This is a genomic window from Enterobacter sp. ECC-219, from assembly GCF_043966805.1.
In the GTDB taxonomy this organism is placed as follows: Bacteria; Pseudomonadota; Gammaproteobacteria; order Enterobacterales; family Enterobacteriaceae; genus Enterobacter; species Enterobacter cloacae_N.
This window is the reverse complement of the sequence record NZ_CP143680.1, coordinates 3423875-3442465: the sequence shown is the minus strand read 5'-3', so window position 1 is coordinate 3442465 and position 18591 is coordinate 3423875. Positions and strand designations below refer to the sequence as shown.

The window sequence follows — 18591 nt, the reverse complement described above, 5'->3', positions numbered from 1 at the left end:
TCAGGCTGTTCGATGCGCCCCCGAAGGGGCGCATTTCGTATATTACTTCTGAATCAAATAGCGAATGGTTGGCCCGTCCTGCTGGATATCCAGCACCGTATAACCGTGGTTTTTCGCATCCAGCGGAATGTTGTTGATGGACTGCGGACAATCGCTGACCACCTCCAGAATTTCACCTTTTTTGAGCTGCGGTAGCGCCTCAAGCGTGGCAACCGCCGGATACGGGCAGGGTTCACCGACCATATCCAGTCGATAATCGGGGACGATCTCTTTCATGCAGCGTTCTCCTGCGTTTCAGTTTTAACGGTGGCGCGGCGGAAGAAACGTTTCTCCTGCGCAACAACCAGTAAAAAAGCGACCAGCAGCAGGGCATAGGTGACCAGCAGACCGCCAAGGGGACCGAAGGTGCTCAGCAGGTTGACCTTGTCCCAGTTCGTTGCAAGTACCGGAGAGACGTCGTCCCAGTAGTACGCCAGAATGGTTGAGCCGATGACGTTACCCAGCCCGACCCACCAGTAGTGCACCTGTCCCTCTACCGCGCGATACATCCAGCCGGTTTCACACCCGCCCGCCAGCACAATCCCGAAGCCAAACAACAGGCCGCCAATCACCGCGTTTGGGCCAGCCCACATGATTTTCGGTTCCACGCCTAACTGAACGTAGCTGAAGATGCCGATGGCGCTCACCGCCATACCGGCAATGATTGCCTTCGCCATCATCGTCCGTCCGGTGATCCACATATCGCGAAACGCGGAGGTAAAGCAGATCTGCGCGCGTTCGATCAGCAGGCCAAAGCCGACGCCGAACAACATCGCCAGGCCAAGCTTCGGCTGATTCATCGCCGTGCAAATGGCCCACGCGATCATGGCAAAAAAGACCAGCATACCCAGGCGGAAACGACGCTTTGCCTGGTCCGGCTTCTGGGTTAGCGGGGACGCCGCGCTGACTTTTGTTATTTTCACCGGGATGCGGAACAGCGGCAGCAGGGTGAATTTTGCCCCAAAGTAAGAGCCGATTGCCGTGGCGACAGCAAAAAACCAGGCATGAAGCGAGAACTGCGGAATCCCCGTAAAGAAAGCGGCCAGGTTGCAGCCCATCGCCAGGCGGGCACCAAACCCGGCAATTATACCCCCTGCTACCGCCTGCAGAATGCGAATACGGCTTTTGGGCATGCGCAGCTTAACGTTGTTTGCCCACAGCGCTGCGGCGAAGCAGCCGCCAAACATGCCGACAATCATCATCCCGTCGATGCGGGTAAGCGGTGTGCCTTCCAGGTGAATCAGTTTGAAGTAACCCCACTCTTCGGTATGCACGCCTGCAAGTTGCAGCAGCTGACCACCCCAGCGGGTGAACTCGCCGGTGACGGCCCAGAAGGTGCCGGTAATGCCGAAATAATAAGTAGAGAGAATGCCTGCCGCGATGACGGCCGGAACTGGTGACCAGAACTTAACCAGGTAAGTCTGCTTGAAGTATTGCCATGACATGAATAAGCCTCTGAACTCAGAAGGTGTTAGTGAATTAAGCGGACTGAAATATATATCTTTTTCTAAATATCTAAAAGTTCTCAACAGAGATTTTCCAATTACTTACACCTTTTATGACCTCCGTCATCAAAACTTGCAACACACTGTAAACCGTATATTCTCACCATTTACTTTCAAGCTTGCTCCAGAAGATAACCGTTGGATGGAGTGGTGTAACAAAGTGAGTCTACCACCTGAGAGGGGGGGCTTAAATCTCAGGGATTAGAAACACCTGCCATGGTATATCATAAAAATAAAACCAATGAGTTATATAATAATGATTTTAACTTCCGGCGCCTGCGCGCCGGAGATGATTATTTCTCGTATACTTTCTTTATGCTACTGATGCTCATTTTCTTTATGAAAGGTCTTTCAATAAAGTGGTAAGTAATGGAAGAGAGAAGGCATATTGCCACGTAGCATAAGACTAAGATCACAAAAGTATGAACATTTAACTCTGGTTCATTGTTTGTTTTGAAGTGAAGGATTAAAGGGAATAAAATTAACCCTTGCGTCAAATATAAACTGTAGCTTATTGCACCAAGGCGAATGGCTGCTTTGGTAATTAAAAAGCCAAAAAGATTCGCGCCTGAAACTACAGAAAAGAATATCGCAAAGAGGAATAGTTTCTCGGAAGGACCGTAAAGTGTTGGTTGCGTTAACAGGGTTATAAAAATCGTGCAAATCAAAGCAGCATTGGCCAGTTTTTTTGTTATGACTATTCTGTCTTTGATTTCCCGGCATAACATTCCGGTGAAAAAATAAGACCACAAAGATGAATCGTTCGTAAAGCCGGGAAGAAAATATACGGAGAAGGCAAAAAGAAAAATGGTTAATTCAAAGGAGCATTTTTTGAACATATATAACAACGGAAGAGAAAAATAGAAAATCCATTCCCAGCGCAGTGTCCACGTCACCCCAGCCAGAGCCATAAAAGGATACTGGAAAGTAGTGACCGGCGGTTTGTCATTCCAGAGCCCTAAATCAAACCAGGAAAGCGCGTTGTTTATTACACTAAGAGAAAATTCATTTCGTTCGGTTAATAAGAAAAGTAAACATAGAGCCGCTATGGAGCAAAATACGGATAGCGGTGCAATTCTGTAAAGGCGTTTTTTATATAATTCAATCCAATCCACTTCATTTGCTTTTCTGATTTTCCCCCAAAACAAAAAAGCTGTAATCATAAAAAACAAAGCAACCCCGTATCGCCCAAAATAGAGCAACAAGTCTGATGTCGGAGCCCAATTGCCTTTTTTAATAAATGTATAAGCACAATCCATATGATGAAATATGACAAATGAGGCAAGGACGTATCTCATACCATCTATACTGTTTGACCTTGTCGGTTCAGTATCTTCATCTATAAATTTGAATAGCGGTAGGCTAAAAATCACAATTGCCAAGGCTAAGCATGTGAAAACTAAGAAAATTGAAAAGTATAAATCCATCTTCAAACCTTACGGATATTTGTATAGAAATAATTGGAAGGCTTTACCTGAGCCGGAGGCCATTCTAGCATTGCTTCTTATTATCGTCGAGATGATGTATCTCATTTAATTCCCTGAAAATTGGTTGATTTCTTTACCCCGCGGCACCGCATGACGCTATGTCGTCAGCTTCTTTTTGTCTAATCTGTTGAAAAGTGCAATTCAGTATTTATGTTCCGTTTATTTCAATGGAGTGGAACGCTGTAAAATCAAAAGGAAGTGTAAAAAAGAGGGTAACCGTCTGGCAGAGATGCCAGACGGTGGAGGGATTATGCTTTCCGCGTCGCTGCTTTCATTGCGGTCACGAACGCTTTCAATTCGTTCAGCATCTGCTCGGGCTTGTCCACGTTCTTCTCGATGATCTTCACTATCGCGGAGCCGGAGATGGCGCCAGCCGCTTTCGCCTCAATTGCCGCAGTGACCTGATCCGGAGAGGAAATCCCGAAGCCCTGCAGCGGAGGCGCGGCATGGTATTCGGCCAGCTTCTCCACCAGATGATGCAGCGGCAGTGCTGCTTTATTCTCGGCACCGGTCACGCCTGCGCGGGAGAGCAGGTAGGTATACCCGCGTCCGTAAGAGGCAATCTGGCGCAGCAGTTCGTCATCGGCGTTTGGTGGGCAGATGAAAATCGGGGCGACATTATGACGCATTGCCGCCTGGCGGAACGGCGCAGACTCTTCAACGGGCACGTCTGCTACCAGCACCGAGTCAACACCCACGCGCGCGCACTCGGCGTAGAACTCGTCAACACCACGGTTAAACACCAGGTTGGCGTACATCAGCAGGCCAATCGGAATGGTCGGGTGCTTCTGGCGGATCGCCGCCAGCATCTCAAAACACTGGGTTGGGGTTACGCCTGCGGCAAACGCGCGCAGGGTGGCGTTCTGGATGGTCGGGCCATCCGCCAGCGGATCGGAGAACGGAATGCCCAGCTCCAGCGCGTCGGCACCGGCTTCGATCAGGGCGTCGATAATCTTCAGAGACTGCTCCGGGCCAGGGTCGCCCAGGGTAACGAAGGGAACGAACGCGCCTTCCTGGCGGGATTTCAGTTCAGCAAATGCATTATCGTAGCGTTCCATCAGATTTCCCCTCGTGCTTTCAGAATATCGTGAACGGTGAAAATATCTTTGTCACCGCGACCGGAAAGGTTAACGACCAGCAGCTGCTCTTTTTCCGGGTTCTCTTTCATCATTTTCAGCGCGTGCGCCAGCGCGTGTGAAGACTCAAGTGCCGGGATGATACCTTCGCTGCGGCACAGCGTTTTGAAGGCTTCCAGCGCTTCATCATCGGTAATGGAGACATAATCCGCGCGCCCCGTGCTGTTCAGAAACGCGTGCTGTGGCCCAACGGACGGGAAATCCAGTCCGGCAGAAATCGAGTAAGACTCTTCAATCTGCCCTTCATCGGTCTGCATCATCGGGGCTTTCATGCCGAAGTAAATCCCCACGCGGCCATGCTTCAGCGGCGCGCCGTGCTCGCCGGTTTCAATCCCGTGACCGGCAGGCTCGACGCCAATCAGCCCTACGCGGGTTTCGTCGATAAAATCGGCAAACATGCCGATGGCGTTAGATCCGCCGCCGACGCAGGCAATCACCGCATCCGGCAGACGACCCTCTTTTTCAAGGATTTGCGCTTTGGTTTCTTCACCGATCATGCGCTGGAATTCGCGCACGATGGTCGGGAACGGGTGCGGGCCCGCCGCGGTACCGAGCATATAGTGCGCGGTTTCGTAGCTGCCTGACCAGTCGCGCAGCGCTTCGTTACAGGCATCTTTCAGCGTCGCGGAGCCGCTGTGCACCGGGATCACTTCCGCACCCATCAGGCGCATACGGAACACGTTCGGCGACTGACGCTCAACGTCTTTCGCACCCATGTAGATGCGGCACTTCAGGCCGAGCAGGGCGCTGGCGAGCGCAGAAGCCACGCCGTGCTGTCCCGCGCCGGTTTCGGCGATGATTTCGGTTTTACCCATACGCTTTGCGAGCAGCGCCTGGCCCAGCACCTGGTTAGTTTTATGCGCGCCGCCGTGCAGCAGGTCTTCACGCTTAAGATACAGCGTGGTTTTGGTGCCTTCGGTCAGGTTGCGGCATTTGGTCAGCGCGGTTGGACGGCCGGCATAGTTTTTCAGCAGGTCGGTAAACTCCTCCTGAAACGCCGGATCTTTCTGCGCGCTCACGAACGCTTCTTCCAGCTGGCGCAGCGCGGGCATCAGGATTTGCGGAACGTACATCCCGCCGAACTCACCAAAATACGGGTTAAGTAATGTCGTCATCTTCTCTTCCTTAATATGCACGCAGAGTTTTAAACACCGAGGCCAGCTTGCTGGCATCTTTTATACCCGGTTGCGACTCTACGCCTGAATTGAAATCGAGGCCTGCACAGCCGGTTTTCGCGGCTTCCACACAGTTATCCGGACTTAGTCCGCCCGCCAGCAGGACGTTGTCCAGCTTTTCGCCGTTCAGCAGCGACCAGTCAAAACGCTGTCCGGTGCCGCCCTGGCCGTTATCGAGCACGTATTTGTCAACGTGGTTAAGATTACGTGCGGGCAGGGTGCTGCCCACGCTTTGTGCTTTCCAGATCTGAACCTGCGGTGCCAGCGCATCGCGCAGGGCATTGATATACGCCTGATCTTCTTCGCCATGGAGCTGAACGGCACTCAGGGATAACGTCGCGGCTTTTGCCACAACGTCCGCGATATCCGCATTGCGGAATACGCCAACATAGCTCAGCGGGGCCGCTGCGATTACCTTGCGGGCCTGTTCCTCATTGACTGTGCGAGGTGAGGCGTCAACGAAGATCAAACCGCCATAGATTGCCCCAGCCTCATACGCGGCCAGTGCATCCTGTTCACGGGTTAAGCCGCAGACTTTGTTTTCACCCAGCAGCACGCGACGCACCGCCGCGTTGAGATCGTCATGCTCCATCATGGCGGAGCCAATCAGGAAACCGTTGGCGAAGTGGCTCAGCTCGCGCACCTGGGCGTAGCTGTTAATGCCGGATTCGCTGATCACCGTGACGCCAGAACCCAGACGCGGAGCCAGCTGGCGCGTGCGGTTCAGGTCAATCGACAGGTCGCGAAGGTCGCGGTTGTTGATGCCGACCACTTTGGCTTCCAGCGCAATGGCGCGCTCAAGCTCTTCTTCGTTACTCACTTCGGTCAGCACGCCCATTTTCAGGCTGTGCGCCACGGCAGCAAGCTGGCGATACTGTTCGTCGTCCAGTACCGAGAGCATCAGAAGGCAGGCATCGGCCTGGTAGAATCGCGCCAGCCAGATCTGATACGGGTCGATAATAAAGTCTTTGCACAGGATCGGCTGCGGCGCGATGCCGCTGACGATCGGCAGAAAATCGAAGCTGCCCTGGAAATATTTCTCATCCGTCAGCACGGAGATAGCCGACGCATGATGCTTATAAATACCGGCGATACGCGCCGGGTCAAAATCGTCACGAATAACGCCTTTTGAGGGAGACGCCTTTTTGCACTCCAGAATAAAGGCGGTGCGTGCACCCTGCAGGGCGTCATAGAAACGACGGCTGCTTGGGACGACGTCATTCTGGAAACTGGCAAGCGGCTGCTCTGCTTTGCGGGCTTCCACCCAGATGGCCTTATCGGCAACGATTTTCGCTAAAACGGTCTGCATTCTTTACCCTCTTGCCGCAAGTGCGGTAACGCGATCGTAAGCTGCACCGGAGCGCAGTACATCCAGAACTTTTTGAGCATTGGCCTTCAGGTCTTCCTCACCGTGCAAACGCATCAGCATGGCGACGTTGGCAGCCACGGCGGCCTCATGAGCGGCCTCACCTTTACCTTGTAGTAAGCGCGTCAGAATGTCACGGTTTTCTTCCGGCGTACCGCCTGCCAGCGCTTCCTGATGGTACGGCGTTAAGCCGAAATCAGACGCTTCAAGCTGATAGCTGAGCACTTCGCCATCGTTAAGCTCGGCCACCAGCGTCGGTGCATGCAGCGAAACTTCATCCATTCCGCCGCTGTGCACCACGGCGGCGCGTTTGTAACCCAGCACGCGCAGCGTTTCGGCAATCGGCAGGACCAGCTCAGGGCTGTAAACGCCAATTAATGCCAGTGGCGGATGGGCCGGGTTGATCAGCGGGCCGAGCACGTTAAACAGCGTGCGGGTTTTAAGCTGCTGGCGAACCGGCATGGCGTGGCGGAAACCGGTGTGATATTTCGGCGCAAACAGGAAGCAAACGCCCAGATCGTCCAGCGCTTCGCGTGAACGCTCGGCATTCATCTCCAGGTTGATGCCAAAAGCGGCCAGCAGATCGGACGAGCCTGAACGGCTGGAGACGCTGCGGTTACCGTGTTTCGCTACCTTCAAACCACACGCCGCCGCCACGAACGCGCTGGCGGTGGAGATGTTAATACTGTTGCTGCCGTCACCACCGGTTCCGACGATATCGGCAAACTGATAGTCAGGGCGCGGGAACGGGGCGGCATTTTCCAGCAGGGCAGTGGCCGCGCCGGCGATCTCCTGCGGGCTTTCGCCGCGCACCTTCATGCTGACCAGCGCTGCCGCCAGTTGTTCAGGCTTCAGCTCACCGCGCACCACGGCGGAGAAGAGCTGGTGGCTCTCTTGCTGGCTCAGGGTCTGCGCCTGATACAGTTTTTCCAGAATCGGCTGCAGGGTGTTGGTCTGCTCCAGCTTCTGTAACGCCCAGTCAAGGGTCTGCTCCAGCAAGCGTGCGCCATTGGAGGTCAAAATAGATTCCGGGTGGAACTGCATCCCGCAGACGCGATCCGCATCGTGGCGTACCGCCATCACCATCCCTTCGAACGAGGCGTTGATGGTCAGCCCGGCCGGAATGTTGCTGCCGACCAGCGAATGGTAGCGCGCGACCGGGAGCGGATTCGGCAGCCCGGCAAACATTGCCTGGCCGTCATGTTCAATGCTGGAGGCTTTACCGTGCAGGATCTCGCCCGCCTGGCCAACGTAGCCGCCGTAGGCTTCCACGATCGCCTGGTGACCCAGGCAGATACCGATAATTGGCAGCTTGCCGCGCATGCGGGTCAGCAGCTCGGGCATACAGCCCGCTTCGCTCGGCGCACCCGGCCCCGGGGAGAGCATCAGCACCGGGTTTTGCATGGTCGCCAGACGGTCAATCAGGGTCTGAGCCGGAACGTGGTTACGGTAGATAACGACGTTGTGGCCATTTGCACGCAGCTGATCTGCCAGGTTATAGGTAAAGGAGTCGATATTATCGAGCAGCAGAATGTCAGCCATCAGAAAATCTCCTGTGCGTGGTGTGCGGTAGCGATGGCGCGCAATACCGCGCGCGCTTTACTGCGGGTTTCGTCAGCTTCAGACTGCGGAACAGAGTCGAGAACAATCCCGGCGCCGGCCTGAACGGTAGCAATACCGTCCTCTACATAGGCGGAACGGATCACGATGCAGGTATCGAGGTCGCCGTGGGCGGTGAAGTAACCCACCGCGCCGCCGTAGCTCCCGCGACGACGTCCTTCCGCTTCGGCAATAAGCTGCATGGCACGCACCTTCGGCGCGCCGCTCAGGGTGCCCATGTTCATACAGGCGCGGTAGGCGTGCAGCACGTCGAGGTCGCTGCGCAGCTCACCCACCACGCGGGAGACCAGGTGCATCACGAAGGAGTAGCGGTCGACTTTGGTCAGGTCCGCCACGTAGCGGCTGCCCGGCGTGCAAATACGCGCCAGGTCGTTACGCGCCAGGTCAACCAGCATCAGGTGCTCGGAGAGCTCCTTATGGTCGGTACGCATTTCCAGTTCGATGCGACTGTCCAGATCGCGGTCCAGCGAGCCATCGGCGCGACGGCCGCGCGGACGTGTGCCTGCAATCGGGTAGATCTCAATCTGGCGGCTGGTGGCGTCATATTTCAGCGAGCTTTCCGGCGAGGCGCCGAACAGCGTGAAATCGTTGTCCTGCATAAAGAACATGTACGGGCTCGGGTTGCTCTTCTTCAGCACGTCGTAAGCCGCAAGCGGCGACGGGCAGGGCAGAGAGAAACGGCGGGAAGGCACCACCTGGAAAATCTCTCCGGCGCGAATCGCCTTTTGCATCTGGCGAACCACGGCACCGTATTGATCGTCGGTCTGGTTAACCTCACAGGTCATCTTCTCGACGCGCTGCACCGGTAGCGCAGGCGGCGCTTCCGTCATTTGCTGCTGCAGTTGGGCAATGCGGTGCTCCAGACGATTTTTCTCAGCGCCAGAAGGCGTGAACAGGCTGGCCTGAATGCGGGTGTATTGTTTCTGATGGTCGATCACCATCAGGGTTTCGGCCAGGTAGAAACAGTAGTCCGGGCAGCGGTTGCCCTGCTCGGTTTCCGGCAAATCTTCAAAACCGGCAACCAGGTCGTAAGCAAACAGCCCGCCGAAGAACATGGCTTCACGCTCATCTTCCGGCACGGTCACCAGATTTTGCAGCAGTCGGAAGGCATCGAATACGGACAGCGAGCAGAGGCGCGCGTCTTCGTCCAGCAGCTGGCTTACCGGCGGGAAATGCAAAATTCGCAGGTCAGGGTGATGTTCATTGTCGATGCCCGCAGGCAGAGCCTCATCTAACAGCGGCAGCAGCGATGCGCCATTGTCAGAAAGCGCCTTAATGGTGACGGTGTCACCTAATGCGGTAATGCGCAGCGCGCTGTCGACCAGCAGCAGGCTTTTCAGATCGTCCTTGCTGTCGATATCCGCAGACTCCAGCAGCAGCGTCGCCGGACGCGCGCCGCACACCTGATGAAACAGCGCGGTCGGGTTGTGACGATAGGCCGCCTCGCAGGTCAACAGTTCAAGATGGGGTTTGGCTGTTTGCATGTTGTTGTTCTCATTTATTCTGTTCAAAAAAAAGCCCGCTGGTTAGCGGGCGGGTATCTGTTTGCATTTCGCAGACGCGTGACACTGCCCGAATATCAGGTAGTGCGCCACCAACCGTGCAGAGTGAAATGTGCCGTCATTTTCAGATACCTTTATCGTGTGAACTTGCGTACTAGTTAACTAGTTCGGTGGCGTGTTGTCAACCCTTGATTTCAGAATTTCACGTTAAGTCGGTATCATGGCGGTTTCGGATGTCTCCAACCTGATATGGGAAGTGCTTTGAGCAATACCACCTACGCGATTATTTATGATTTACACAGCCATACTCAGGCTTCTGATGGCCTGCTGACACCCGAAGCCCTGGTTCATCGCGCGGTTGAAATGCGTGTCGGCACGCTGGCGATAACCGATCACGACACCACCGACGCCATTCCGGCAGCGCGCGCCGAGATTGCCCGCAGCGGGCTGGCGCTGAATCTGGTCCCCGGCGTCGAGATATCGACCGTCTGGGAAAACCATGAGATTCATATCGTTGGCCTGAACATTGATATAGAACATCCGGCACTTCTTGCCTTTTTGCAAGAACAAAAAACGCGTCGCAACCAGCGCGCGGAGATGATCGGCGAGCGCCTGGAAAAGGCGCATATTCCGGGGGCGCTGGAAGGAGCGCGAAAGCTGGCGAACGGCGGGGCGGTCACCCGCGGACATTTCGCCCGTTTTCTGGTTCAAGTGGGTAAAGCGACGACCATGGCGGACGTCTTTAAAAAGTATCTGGCGCGCGGGAAAACCGGATACGTTCCGCCACAGTGGTGTACAATAAAACAAGCTATTGATGTGATTCATCATTCTGGCGGTAAGGCCGTGCTGGCCCATCCGGGACGGTATAATCTTTCTGCTAAATGGCTGAAAAGACTGCTGGCGCACTTTGCCGAATGCGGTGGCGAGGCGATGGAAGTCGCCCAGTGTCAGCAGGCGCCCAACGAGCGCGCGCAGCTCGCGACTTACGCCCGCCAGTTTGGCCTGCTTGGGTCACAGGGCTCTGATTTCCATCAGCCCTGCGCGTGGATCGAACTCGGGCGCAAGCTCTGGCTACCCGCTGGCGTTGAGCCGGTCTGGCAGCTCTGGGAGCAGCCGCAGCAAATTGAAGAGAGGGAAGTATGAGTCAGTTTTTCTATATCCATCCGGATAACCCGCAGCCACGTCTGATTAACCAGGCCGTGGAGATCGTCCGCAAAGGGGGCGTGATAGTCTACCCAACCGATTCTGGCTACGCGCTGGGCTGCAAAATTGAAGATAAAGGGGCGATGGAGCGTATCTGTCGCATCCGTCAGTTGCCGGACGGCCATAACTTTACTCTGATGTGCCGCGATCTCTCTGAGCTGTCGACCTATGCTTATGTGGATAACGTGGCGTTTCGCCTGATTAAGAACAACACGCCGGGGAACTACACCTTCATCCTGAAAGGGACGAAAGAGGTGCCGCGCCGTCTGTTGCAGGAGAAGCGTAAAACCATCGGGATGCGCGTGCCGTCGAACCCGATTGCCCAGGCGCTGCTGGAGACCCTCGGCGAACCGATGCTCTCAACCTCGCTGATGCTGCCGGGAAGCGAGTTTACCGAGTCCGATCCGGAAGAGATCAAAGATCGCCTGGAGAAAGTGGTGGAGCTGATTATTCACGGCGGTTATCTCGGCCAGCAGCCGACCACCGTTGTGGATCTCACTGAAGATGCGCCGGAAGTGATTCGTGAAGGCGTGGGTGATGTTAAGCCTTTCTTGTAGAGGTGTAAGCAGATATACTACGCGGCCATCAAAGCAGGGCTCGGCCCTGTTTTGACCTGATTCGACGCCTGTGAAGGCGACACCTGAGGAAGCTCAATGAGCGAGAAGTTACAGAAAGTGCTGGCGCGCGCCGGCCACGGTTCACGCCGTGAAATCGAAGCCATTATTGAAGCGGGCCGCGTGAGTGTGGACGGTAAAATCGCCACGCTGGGTGACCGCGTTGAAATCGTACCGGGGCTGAAGATCCGCATCGACGGCCATCTTATCTCCGTAAAAGAGTCCGCAGAACAAATCTGCCGCGTGCTGGCGTACTACAAGCCGGAAGGCGAGCTGTGTACCCGCAACGATCCGGAAGGTCGTCCGACGGTGTTTGACCGTCTGCCAAAACTGCGCGGCGCTCGCTGGATTGCCGTAGGTCGTCTGGACGTGAACACTTGCGGTCTGCTGCTGTTTACCACCGATGGTGAACTGGCAAACCGTTTGATGCACCCAAGCCGCGAAGTGGAACGTGAATACGCGGTGCGCGTGTTTGGCCAGGTTGATGAGAATAAACTGCGCGATCTGTCGCGCGGCGTGCAGCTGGAAGATGGGCCTGCGGCGTTCAAAACCATCAAATTTACCGGTGGTGAAGGGATTAACCAGTGGTACAACGTCACCCTGACCGAGGGACGTAACCGCGAGGTGCGTCGTCTGTGGGAAGCGGTTGGCGTGCAGGTGAGCCGCCTGATCCGCGTTCGCTACGGCGACATTCTGCTGCCGAAAGGCCTGCCGCGCGGGGGGTATACCGAGCTGGATCTTACTCAGACTAACTACCTGCGCGAGCTGGTTGGCCTGACTCCGGAAACCACCTCTAAAGTGGCGGTGGAGAAAGATCGTCGTCGAATGAAGGCGAATCAGATCCGTCGTGCGGTGAAACGACACAGCCAGGTGAACAGCAATCGTCGCTCTGGCAGCCGGAATAACAACGGTTGATTTAAAAAAAGCCCGGTGAACGTACCGGGCTTTTTTCTTTAGTAATCAATGCCAATTTGTGCTTTGATGCCTGCATCAAACGCATGCTTGACCGGACGCAGCTCGCTCACGGTATCTGCCAGCTCCAGAATCTCCCGATGACACCCGCGACCTGTCACGATAACAGTCTGATGCGCAGGTCGGTTCTTCAGTGCATCCAGTACGTCCTCCAGCGGCAGGTAGTCGTAGGCGACCATATAGGTGATCTCATCCAGCAGCACCATATTTAACGCCGGGTCAGCCAGCATTCTTTTGGCGTGCTCCCAGACGGCAAGGCAGGCTGCGGTATCGGTTTCCCGGTTCTGCGTATCCCACGTAAACCCGGTCGCCATCACCTGAAACTCAACGCCGTGAGGTTCAAGCAAATTACGCTCACCGTTGGGCCATTCCCCTTTGATAAACTGGATGACCCCCACTTTTTGCCCGTGGCCGACGGCGCGGGTAGCGGTGCCAAACGCGGCAGTGGTTTTGCCTTTGCCGTTACCGGTAAAAACGATGACGATCCCACGCTCGTCTTGGGCTGCCGCGACGCGGGCGTCAACCTGTTCCTTCAGGCGCTGCTGGCGCTGCTGATGACGCTCTTCGCTCATTGCGAAATCCCCGGTTTGCGGCCCGGCTGTGCATCAAAGGTCATTCCGGTTTTGCGGCGGCTGTCGTCACCCATCAGCCAGAGATAGAGCGGCATTATGTCTGCCGGGGTTTTCAGCTTCAGCGGATCTTCTGTCGGGAACGCGCTGGCACGCATGCTGGTGCGCGTACCGCCCGGGTTAATGCAGTTTACGCGCAGATGGCGGTTCTGATACTCCTCCGCCAGCACCTGCATCATGCCCTCGGTCGCGAATTTTGAGACAGCATAAGCCCCCCAGTTTGCGCGTCCCTCTCTGCCTACGCTGGAAGAGGTGAAGACCAGAGACCCGGACTCGGATTTGAGTAATAAAGGAAGCAAGGCCTGCGTGAGGAAAAAGGTGCCGTTGACGTTAACCTGCATGACCTGCTGCCAGATATCCGGATCCTGTTCATACATCGGACGCACTTCGCCTAACAAACCGGCATTATGCAGCACGCCGTCCAGACGTGGGTAGTGGGTACTGATACGGCGGGCAAGTTCCTGGCACTCCGCTGGCGTGCATGTCAGCAAATCGAGCGTGTACCAGGGGGCCGGCGTGCCGCCTGCGGCTTCAATTTCCTTTGCGACCCCTTTGAGCTTTTCTTCGTTGCGCCCAATCAGAATGACGCTCGCGCCATACTCGGCATACGTCAGGGCCGCTTCGCGACCAATACCATCGCTGGCGCCGGTGACAAGAATGATCCGGTTCTGCAGCAGGTTTTTTTGCGGTTGATAATGCACGGTGACTCCTCAGGCGCACGGTATCTCAATCACGCCTTCATAATGACTTTTCGGCTTTATGCCCGAATTAGCGTGAGAATTCAATCAGTCTACAGGACGTATTACTGTAAAATTAACAATTTGCAAATATTTAAACCGCGGAGCGGGGATTCCTGAAGACGGCTCGCAGAGGTAATGTCACGGGCGAGACGCAGAGGCAGGGCTGTTGTACACTGCCGTGAAAGATTCGTGGTTAAATCAAGGTGGAACGCGTGGAATTACTTTCTCAATATGGGTTGTTTTTGGCCAAAATCGCGACGGTGGTAATTGCCATTGCGGTGGTTGCCGTTCTGATTGTTAACCTGACGCAGCGCAAGCGTCAGCGTGGGGAGTTACGCATTACCCGCCTGAGCGTACAGTATAAAGAGATGCAGGAAGAGATGTCCCTCTCGCTGCTTGATAGTCATCAACAAAAGCTGTGGCTGAAAGCCCAGAAGAAAAAGCATAAGCAGGAAGCCAAAGCCGCGAAGGCGAAAGCGAAGCTCGCGACGCCACAGTCTGACGCAAAACCTCGCGTCTATGTGCTCGATTTTAAAGGCAGCATGGATGCGCATGAAGTCGCCTCGCTGCGCGAAGAGGTGACTGCCGTGCTGGCTGTGGCAACGCCTCAGGATCAGGTCGTGGTGCGTCTTGAGAGCCCGGGCGGGGTGGTTCACGGTTACGGGCTGGCCGCCTCACAACTGCAGCGCCTGCGAGAGAAGCAGATCCCGCTTACCGTGGCGGTGGATAAAGTCGCGGCGAGCGGTGGCTATATGATGGCCTGCGTGGCGGACAAAATTGTTGCGGCGCCGTTTTCCATCATTGGTTCAATTGGCGTGGTCGCACAGATCCCTAACTTTAACCGCTTCCTGAAAAATAAAGAGATTGATATCGAACTCCACACGGCGGGTCAGTACAAACGCACCCTGACGCTGCTGGGTGAAAACACGGAAGAGGGGCGTCAAAAATTCCGTGAAGATCTGAATGAAACCCATCATCTGTTTAAAGACTTCGTACACCGCATGCGCCCAACGCTGGATATCGAACAGGTGGCCACCGGTGAGCACTGGTATGGCATTCAGGCGCAGGAAAAAGGGCTGGTGGATGAAGTGGGTACCAGCGATGACCTGCTGCTCAACCTGATGGAAGGCCGTGAACTGGTAGGCGTGCGCTTTACCCAGCGCAAACGACTTATGGACCGCTTTACCAACAGTGCGGCGGAAAGCGCGGACCGCCTGCTGCTTCGCTGGCTACAGCGCGGACAAAAACCGCTGCTGTAAACAAAAACGCGAGGCATCTGCCTCGCGTTTTGCATTAATCGACCAGGTGATATTTCTCTGAAAGCGTATGCGCCAGGTATTTGAACATATTAAACACGGCGGTGCTTTTCGGGGTCGGTAACCCCTGCTCGTCAAGGAAGTATTCGCCGCTGAAAACCAGCACGCCATTACGCTGCTCAACGCCGGTGGCTTCAATGCCGGCGAGCGTATCTTCATGGTCACGAATAAGCTTGTTTGCTTCGATAAGCAGAGAGGCTCGGTCAATAGGTTGGGTCGTATTCTGCATAATCCACTCCTTAAACAGTGACAATAGTCTACGCCGGGGGCGCTTTGGGGGCAAATTTTCCCTGTAATGTGAGGGGATAAGATGCAGAGGGCAGGTTGGCGGGATTTGCTTTTGCATGCTAATAAAGTTGCGTAACGAATTTTATCAGGTAGAGTGTGCGCTTTCGTCATTCTGGCAACAGAATTGCTTGACATTCGACCGGGAATTCGTCACGAATTATACGAGATGTGAGAAAAATACCCGATAACTCAATGACCTGGATGTCGCCATTCTGACGTTCGGTAAGACATAGGGGTTGATATCCCCTGACGCAGTCGCAATATCATTGGCTCGTCGTCAGCGGAAGGGAAATCAACGTGCGGCGTATTCCTGGAAGAATTAAATTAGGTAAAGGTGAATATGGGTAAAGCTCTCGTCATCGTTGAGTCCCCGGCAAAAGCCAAAACGATCAATAAGTATCTGGGTAATGACTACGTGGTTAAGTCCAGCGTTGGTCACATCCGCGATTTGCCGACCAGTGGCTCAGCCAGCAAAAAGAGCGCAGACTCTACCTCCACCAAAGGGGCTAAAAAGCCTAAAAAGGATGAACGTAGCGCGCTTGTCAACCGCATGGGTGTTAACCCATGGCACAACTGGGATGCACAATATGAAGTGCTGCCCGGGAAAGAAAAAGTCGTTAACGAGCTGAAGCAGCTTGCTGAAAAAGCAGACCACATCTATCTCGCAACCGACCTTGACCGCGAAGGGGAAGCCATTGCGTGGCACCTGCGGGAAGTGATCGGGGGAGATGACAAACGCTACAGCCGCGTAGTGTTTAACGAAATTACAAAGAATGCGATTCGTCAGGCGTTTGAGAAGCCGGGCGAGCTGAATATCGACCGTGTAAACGCCCAGCAGGCGCGTCGCTTTATGGACCGCGTTGTGGGTTACATGGTTTCTCCACTGTTGTGGAAAAAGATTGCCCGCGGCCTGTCTGCGGGACGCGTGCAGTCGGTAGCCGTGCGTCTTGTCGTTGAGCGTGAACGCGAAATTAAAGCCTTCGTGCCGGAAGAGTTCTGGGAAGTTGACGCCAACGTCACCACCCCGGGCGGTGACGCGCTTCCGCTGCAGGTCAGCCATCACAACGATAAGCCTTTCCGCCCTGAAAACCGCGACCAGACCATGGCCGCCGTGGCGCTGCTGGAAAAAGCGCGATATCAGGTGCTGGAACGCGAAGATAAGCCGACCAGCAGCAAGCCTGGCGCGCCGTTTATCACGTCCACACTGCAACAGGCGGCGAGCACCCGTCTGGGCTACGGCGTGAAGAAAACCATGATAATGGCCCAGCGTTTGTATGAAGCAGGTTACATCACCTACATGCGTACTGACTCAACGAACCTGAGCCAGGACGCGGTGAACATGGTGCGCGGCTATATCAGCGACAACTTTGGTAAAAAATACCTGCCGGAGAGCGCCAACCAATTCGCCAGCAAAGAGAACTCTCAGGAAGCGCACGAAGCGATTCGCCCTTCTGATGTCTCTGTGCTTGCCGAGTCGCTGAAAGATATGGAAGCCGACGCCCAGAAGCTGTATCAGTTGATCTGGCGTCAGTTCGTCGCGTGTCAGATGACGCCGGCGAAGTACGACTCCACTACGCTGACCGTTGGCGCGGGCGATTTCCGTCTGAAAGCGCGCGGCCGTATCCTGCGCTTCGACGGCTGGACGAAAGTGATGCCTGCGCTGCGTAAAGGTGATGAAGACCGTACGCTGCCTGCGGTAAACAAAGGCGACGAGTTGTCGCTTGTCGATCTGGTTCCGGCCCAGCACTTCACCAAGCCGCCTGCGCGCTTTAGTGAAGCGTCGCTGGTTAAAGAGCTGGAAAAACGCGGAATTGGCCGTCCGTCAACCTACGCGTCAATCATCTCAACCATCCAGGACCGCGGTTACGTTCGCGTAGAAAACCGCCGTTTCTATGCCGAAAAAATGGGGGAGATTGTCACTGACCGTCTGGAAGCTAACTTCCGCGAGTTGATGAACTATGACTTCACCGCGCAGATGGAAGACAGCCTCGACGAGGTGGCCAGCCACAAGGCTGAGTGGAAGAAGGTTCTCGACAGTTTCTTCAGCGACTTTACCAACCAGCTTGAGAAAGCGGAGAAAGATCCTGAAGAGGGCGGCATGCTGCCTAACCAGATGGTTCTTACCAGCATCGACTGCCCGACCTGTGGCCGTAAGATGGGTATTCGTACCGCGACAACAGGCGTCTTCCTGGGCTGTTCAGGCTACGCGCTGCCGCCAAAAGAGCGCTGCAAAACCACCATCAACCTGGTGCCGGAGAACGAAGTTCTCAACGTGCTGGAGGGTGATGATGCGGAGACTAACGCCCTGCGCGCCAAGCGCCGCTGCAAAAAATGCGGCACGGCGATGGACAGCTACCTGATCGATCCTAAACGCAAATTGCACGTTTGCGGTAATAACCCAACCTGTGATGGGTATGAGATCGAAGAGGGCGAGTTCCGCATTAAAGGCTATGACGGCCCGATCGTGGAGTGCGAGAAGTGTGGCTCTGAAATGCACCTGAAAATGGGGCGTTTCGGTAAGTACATGGCGTGCACCAACGACGAGTGTAAGAACACGCGTAAGATACTGCGTAACGGTGAAGTGGCTCCGCCGAAGGAAGATCCGGTTCCGCTGCCAGAACTGCCGTGTGAGAAATCCGACGCGTACTTCGTGCTGCGTGATGGCGCTGCAGGAGTCTTCCTGGCCGCGAACACCTTCCCGAAATCGCGTGAAACGCGTGCGCCGTTGGTGGAAGAGCTGTATCGCTTCCGCGATCGCCTGCCTGAAAAACTGCGTTATCTGGCCGATGCGCCACAGCAGGATCCTGAAGGCAATAAGACGGTGGTCCGTTTTAGCCGTAAAACGAAGCAGCAGTACGTGGCGGCAGAGAAAGAGGGCAAAGCGACCGGATGGTCCGCCTTCTATGTCGATGGTAAATGGGTTGAAGGCAAGAAATAATCTTCCTTAACCGTAACTTACCTGTAAAAGGGCCGGACATCCGGCCCTTTTTTATTACCTT

At 55.1% G+C, this 18591-nt stretch carries 17 protein-coding genes and 1 other annotated feature; of the genes, 5 read left to right on the top strand and 12 right to left on the bottom strand.

Annotated elements, in window-relative coordinates; all coding sequences use genetic code 11:
- Positions 1 to 42: 42 nt before the first annotated feature.
- The 9 genes from yedF to trpL all read right to left on the bottom strand — a co-directional run bounded on the left by yedF (position 43) and on the right by trpL (position 9952).
- Complete coding sequence (gene yedF / locus V1603_RS16350; RefSeq protein WP_003856774.1) at positions 43 to 276, bottom strand: sulfurtransferase-like selenium metabolism protein YedF; 234 nt, start codon at positions 274 to 276, stop codon at positions 43 to 45.
- Positions 273 to 1484: a selenium metabolism membrane protein YedE/FdhT gene (gene yedE, locus V1603_RS16345; RefSeq protein ID WP_116339474.1), complete on the bottom strand. Its 1212-nt coding sequence runs from the start codon at positions 1482 to 1484 to the stop codon at positions 273 to 275. Before yedE ends, yedF begins: the two co-directional genes overlap by 4 nt.
- 353 nt (positions 1485 to 1837) lie before the next feature.
- Positions 1838 to 2971 (bottom strand): acyltransferase family protein, encoded by a 1134-nt coding sequence (locus V1603_RS16340; RefSeq protein ID WP_395312957.1) that lies wholly within the window; start codon positions 2969 to 2971, stop codon positions 1838 to 1840.
- A gap of 308 nt (positions 2972 to 3279) precedes the next feature.
- Entirely contained in the window at positions 3280 to 4089 is an 810-nt protein-coding gene (trpA, locus tag V1603_RS16335) for a tryptophan synthase subunit alpha (RefSeq protein WP_116339476.1), read from the bottom strand.
- Entirely contained in the window at positions 4089 to 5282 is a 1194-nt protein-coding gene (gene trpB / locus V1603_RS16330) for a tryptophan synthase subunit beta (RefSeq protein ID WP_395312956.1), read from the bottom strand. The genes trpA and trpB overlap by 1 nt, the downstream gene beginning before the upstream one ends.
- A 10-nt stretch (positions 5283 to 5292) precedes the next feature.
- On the bottom strand, positions 5293 to 6651 hold the full coding sequence (gene trpCF / locus V1603_RS16325; RefSeq protein WP_166711426.1) for a bifunctional indole-3-glycerol-phosphate synthase TrpC/phosphoribosylanthranilate isomerase TrpF: 1359 nt from the start codon (positions 6649 to 6651) through the stop codon (positions 5293 to 5295).
- A gap of 3 nt (positions 6652 to 6654) precedes the next feature.
- Positions 6655 to 8250, bottom strand: a complete 1596-nt coding sequence (gene trpD, locus V1603_RS16320; protein WP_028013411.1) for a bifunctional anthranilate synthase glutamate amidotransferase component TrpG/anthranilate phosphoribosyltransferase TrpD — start codon at positions 8248 to 8250, stop codon at positions 6655 to 6657.
- Positions 8250 to 9812 carry an anthranilate synthase component 1 gene (locus tag V1603_RS16315; RefSeq protein WP_395312955.1) on the bottom strand — a complete coding sequence of 521 codons (1563 nt, stop codon included), beginning with the start codon at positions 9810 to 9812 and terminating at the stop codon, positions 8250 to 8252. The genes trpD and V1603_RS16315 overlap by 1 nt, the downstream gene beginning before the upstream one ends.
- A gap of 25 nt (positions 9813 to 9837) precedes the next feature.
- Positions 9838 to 9931, bottom strand: a sequence feature (Trp leader region).
- Entirely contained in the window at positions 9908 to 9952 is a 45-nt protein-coding gene (gene trpL, locus V1603_RS16310; RefSeq protein WP_116341108.1) for a trp operon leader peptide, read from the bottom strand. It overlaps the preceding feature by 24 nt.
- Positions 9953 to 10079: 127 nt before the next feature.
- On the opposite strand from trpL, the gene rnm reads away from it, so the two are divergent.
- The 3 genes from rnm (at position 10080) to rluB (ending at position 12562) form a co-directional block, all read left to right on the top strand.
- The gene (gene rnm, locus V1603_RS16305) at positions 10080 to 10973 is read left to right on the top strand and encodes an RNase AM (RefSeq protein ID WP_205418011.1); all 894 of its coding nucleotides are present in this window, start codon (positions 10080 to 10082) and stop codon (positions 10971 to 10973) included.
- Positions 10970 to 11590: an L-threonylcarbamoyladenylate synthase gene (locus tag V1603_RS16300; protein ID WP_003856793.1), complete on the top strand. Its 621-nt coding sequence runs from the start codon at positions 10970 to 10972 to the stop codon at positions 11588 to 11590. The genes rnm and V1603_RS16300 overlap by 4 nt, the downstream gene beginning before the upstream one ends.
- Before the next feature lie 96 nt (positions 11591 to 11686).
- Complete coding sequence (gene rluB / locus V1603_RS16295) at positions 11687 to 12562, top strand: 23S rRNA pseudouridine(2605) synthase RluB (RefSeq protein WP_028013408.1); 876 nt, start codon at positions 11687 to 11689, stop codon at positions 12560 to 12562.
- Between the two features lie 38 nt (positions 12563 to 12600).
- Here rluB and cobO read toward each other — a convergent pair whose 3' ends face one another.
- On the bottom strand, positions 12601 to 13191 hold the full coding sequence (cobO, locus tag V1603_RS16290; protein WP_116339485.1) for a cob(I)yrinic acid a,c-diamide adenosyltransferase: 591 nt from the start codon (positions 13189 to 13191) through the stop codon (positions 12601 to 12603).
- On the bottom strand, positions 13188 to 13949 hold the full coding sequence (locus V1603_RS16285) for a YciK family oxidoreductase (RefSeq protein WP_395312954.1): 762 nt from the start codon (positions 13947 to 13949) through the stop codon (positions 13188 to 13190). The genes cobO and V1603_RS16285 overlap by 4 nt, the downstream gene beginning before the upstream one ends.
- A 251-nt stretch (positions 13950 to 14200) precedes the next feature.
- Here V1603_RS16285 and sohB point away from each other — a divergent pair, with 251 nt between their 5' ends.
- Positions 14201 to 15247, top strand: coding sequence for a protease SohB (gene sohB / locus V1603_RS16280; RefSeq protein WP_395312953.1), 1047 nt, complete (start codon positions 14201 to 14203; stop codon positions 15245 to 15247).
- A 34-nt stretch (positions 15248 to 15281) separates the two neighbouring features.
- On the opposite strand, the gene V1603_RS16275 is transcribed toward sohB, so the two are convergent.
- Positions 15282 to 15533, bottom strand: a complete 252-nt coding sequence (locus tag V1603_RS16275; protein ID WP_003856804.1) for a YciN family protein — start codon at positions 15531 to 15533, stop codon at positions 15282 to 15284.
- A gap of 399 nt (positions 15534 to 15932) precedes the next feature.
- Between V1603_RS16275 and topA the strand changes: the two genes are divergently transcribed.
- The gene (gene topA, locus V1603_RS16270) at positions 15933 to 18530 is read left to right on the top strand and encodes a type I DNA topoisomerase (protein ID WP_395312952.1); all 2598 of its coding nucleotides are present in this window, start codon (positions 15933 to 15935) and stop codon (positions 18528 to 18530) included.
- Positions 18531 to 18591 lie beyond the last annotated feature (61 nt).

Bases quoted from the DNA above. Each gene is read 5' to 3' on its own strand.
- trpCF (WP_166711426.1), bottom strand. From the start codon at position 6,651: ATGCAGACCGTTTTAGCGAAAATCGTTGCCGATAAGGCCATCTGGGTG.
- rnm (WP_205418011.1), top strand. From the start codon at position 10,080: ATGGGAAGTGCTTTGAGCAATACCACCTACGCGATTATTTATGATTTA.
- topA (WP_395312952.1), top strand. From the start codon at position 15,933: ATGGGTAAAGCTCTCGTCATCGTTGAGTCCCCGGCAAAAGCCAAAACG.
- V1603_RS16315 (WP_395312955.1), bottom strand. From the start codon at position 9,812: ATGCAAACAGCCAAACCCCATCTTGAACTGTTGACCTGCGAGGCGGCC.
- yedE (WP_116339474.1), bottom strand. From the start codon at position 1,484: ATGTCATGGCAATACTTCAAGCAGACTTACCTGGTTAAGTTCTGGTCA.
- trpD (WP_028013411.1), bottom strand. From the start codon at position 8,250: ATGGCTGACATTCTGCTGCTCGATAATATCGACTCCTTTACCTATAAC.
- rluB (WP_028013408.1), top strand. From the start codon at position 11,687: ATGAGCGAGAAGTTACAGAAAGTGCTGGCGCGCGCCGGCCACGGTTCA.
- V1603_RS16340 (WP_395312957.1), bottom strand. From the start codon at position 2,971: ATGGATTTATACTTTTCAATTTTCTTAGTTTTCACATGCTTAGCCTTG.
- trpB (WP_395312956.1), bottom strand. From the start codon at position 5,282: ATGACGACATTACTTAACCCGTATTTTGGTGAGTTCGGCGGGATGTAC.
- cobO (WP_116339485.1), bottom strand. From the start codon at position 13,191: ATGAGCGAAGAGCGTCATCAGCAGCGCCAGCAGCGCCTGAAGGAACAG.
- V1603_RS16300 (WP_003856793.1), top strand. From the start codon at position 10,970: ATGAGTCAGTTTTTCTATATCCATCCGGATAACCCGCAGCCACGTCTG.
- yedF (WP_003856774.1), bottom strand. From the start codon at position 276: ATGAAAGAGATCGTCCCCGATTATCGACTGGATATGGTCGGTGAACCC.
- V1603_RS16275 (WP_003856804.1), bottom strand. From the start codon at position 15,533: ATGCAGAATACGACCCAACCTATTGACCGAGCCTCTCTGCTTATCGAA.
- trpA (WP_116339476.1), bottom strand. From the start codon at position 4,089: ATGGAACGCTACGATAATGCATTTGCTGAACTGAAATCCCGCCAGGAA.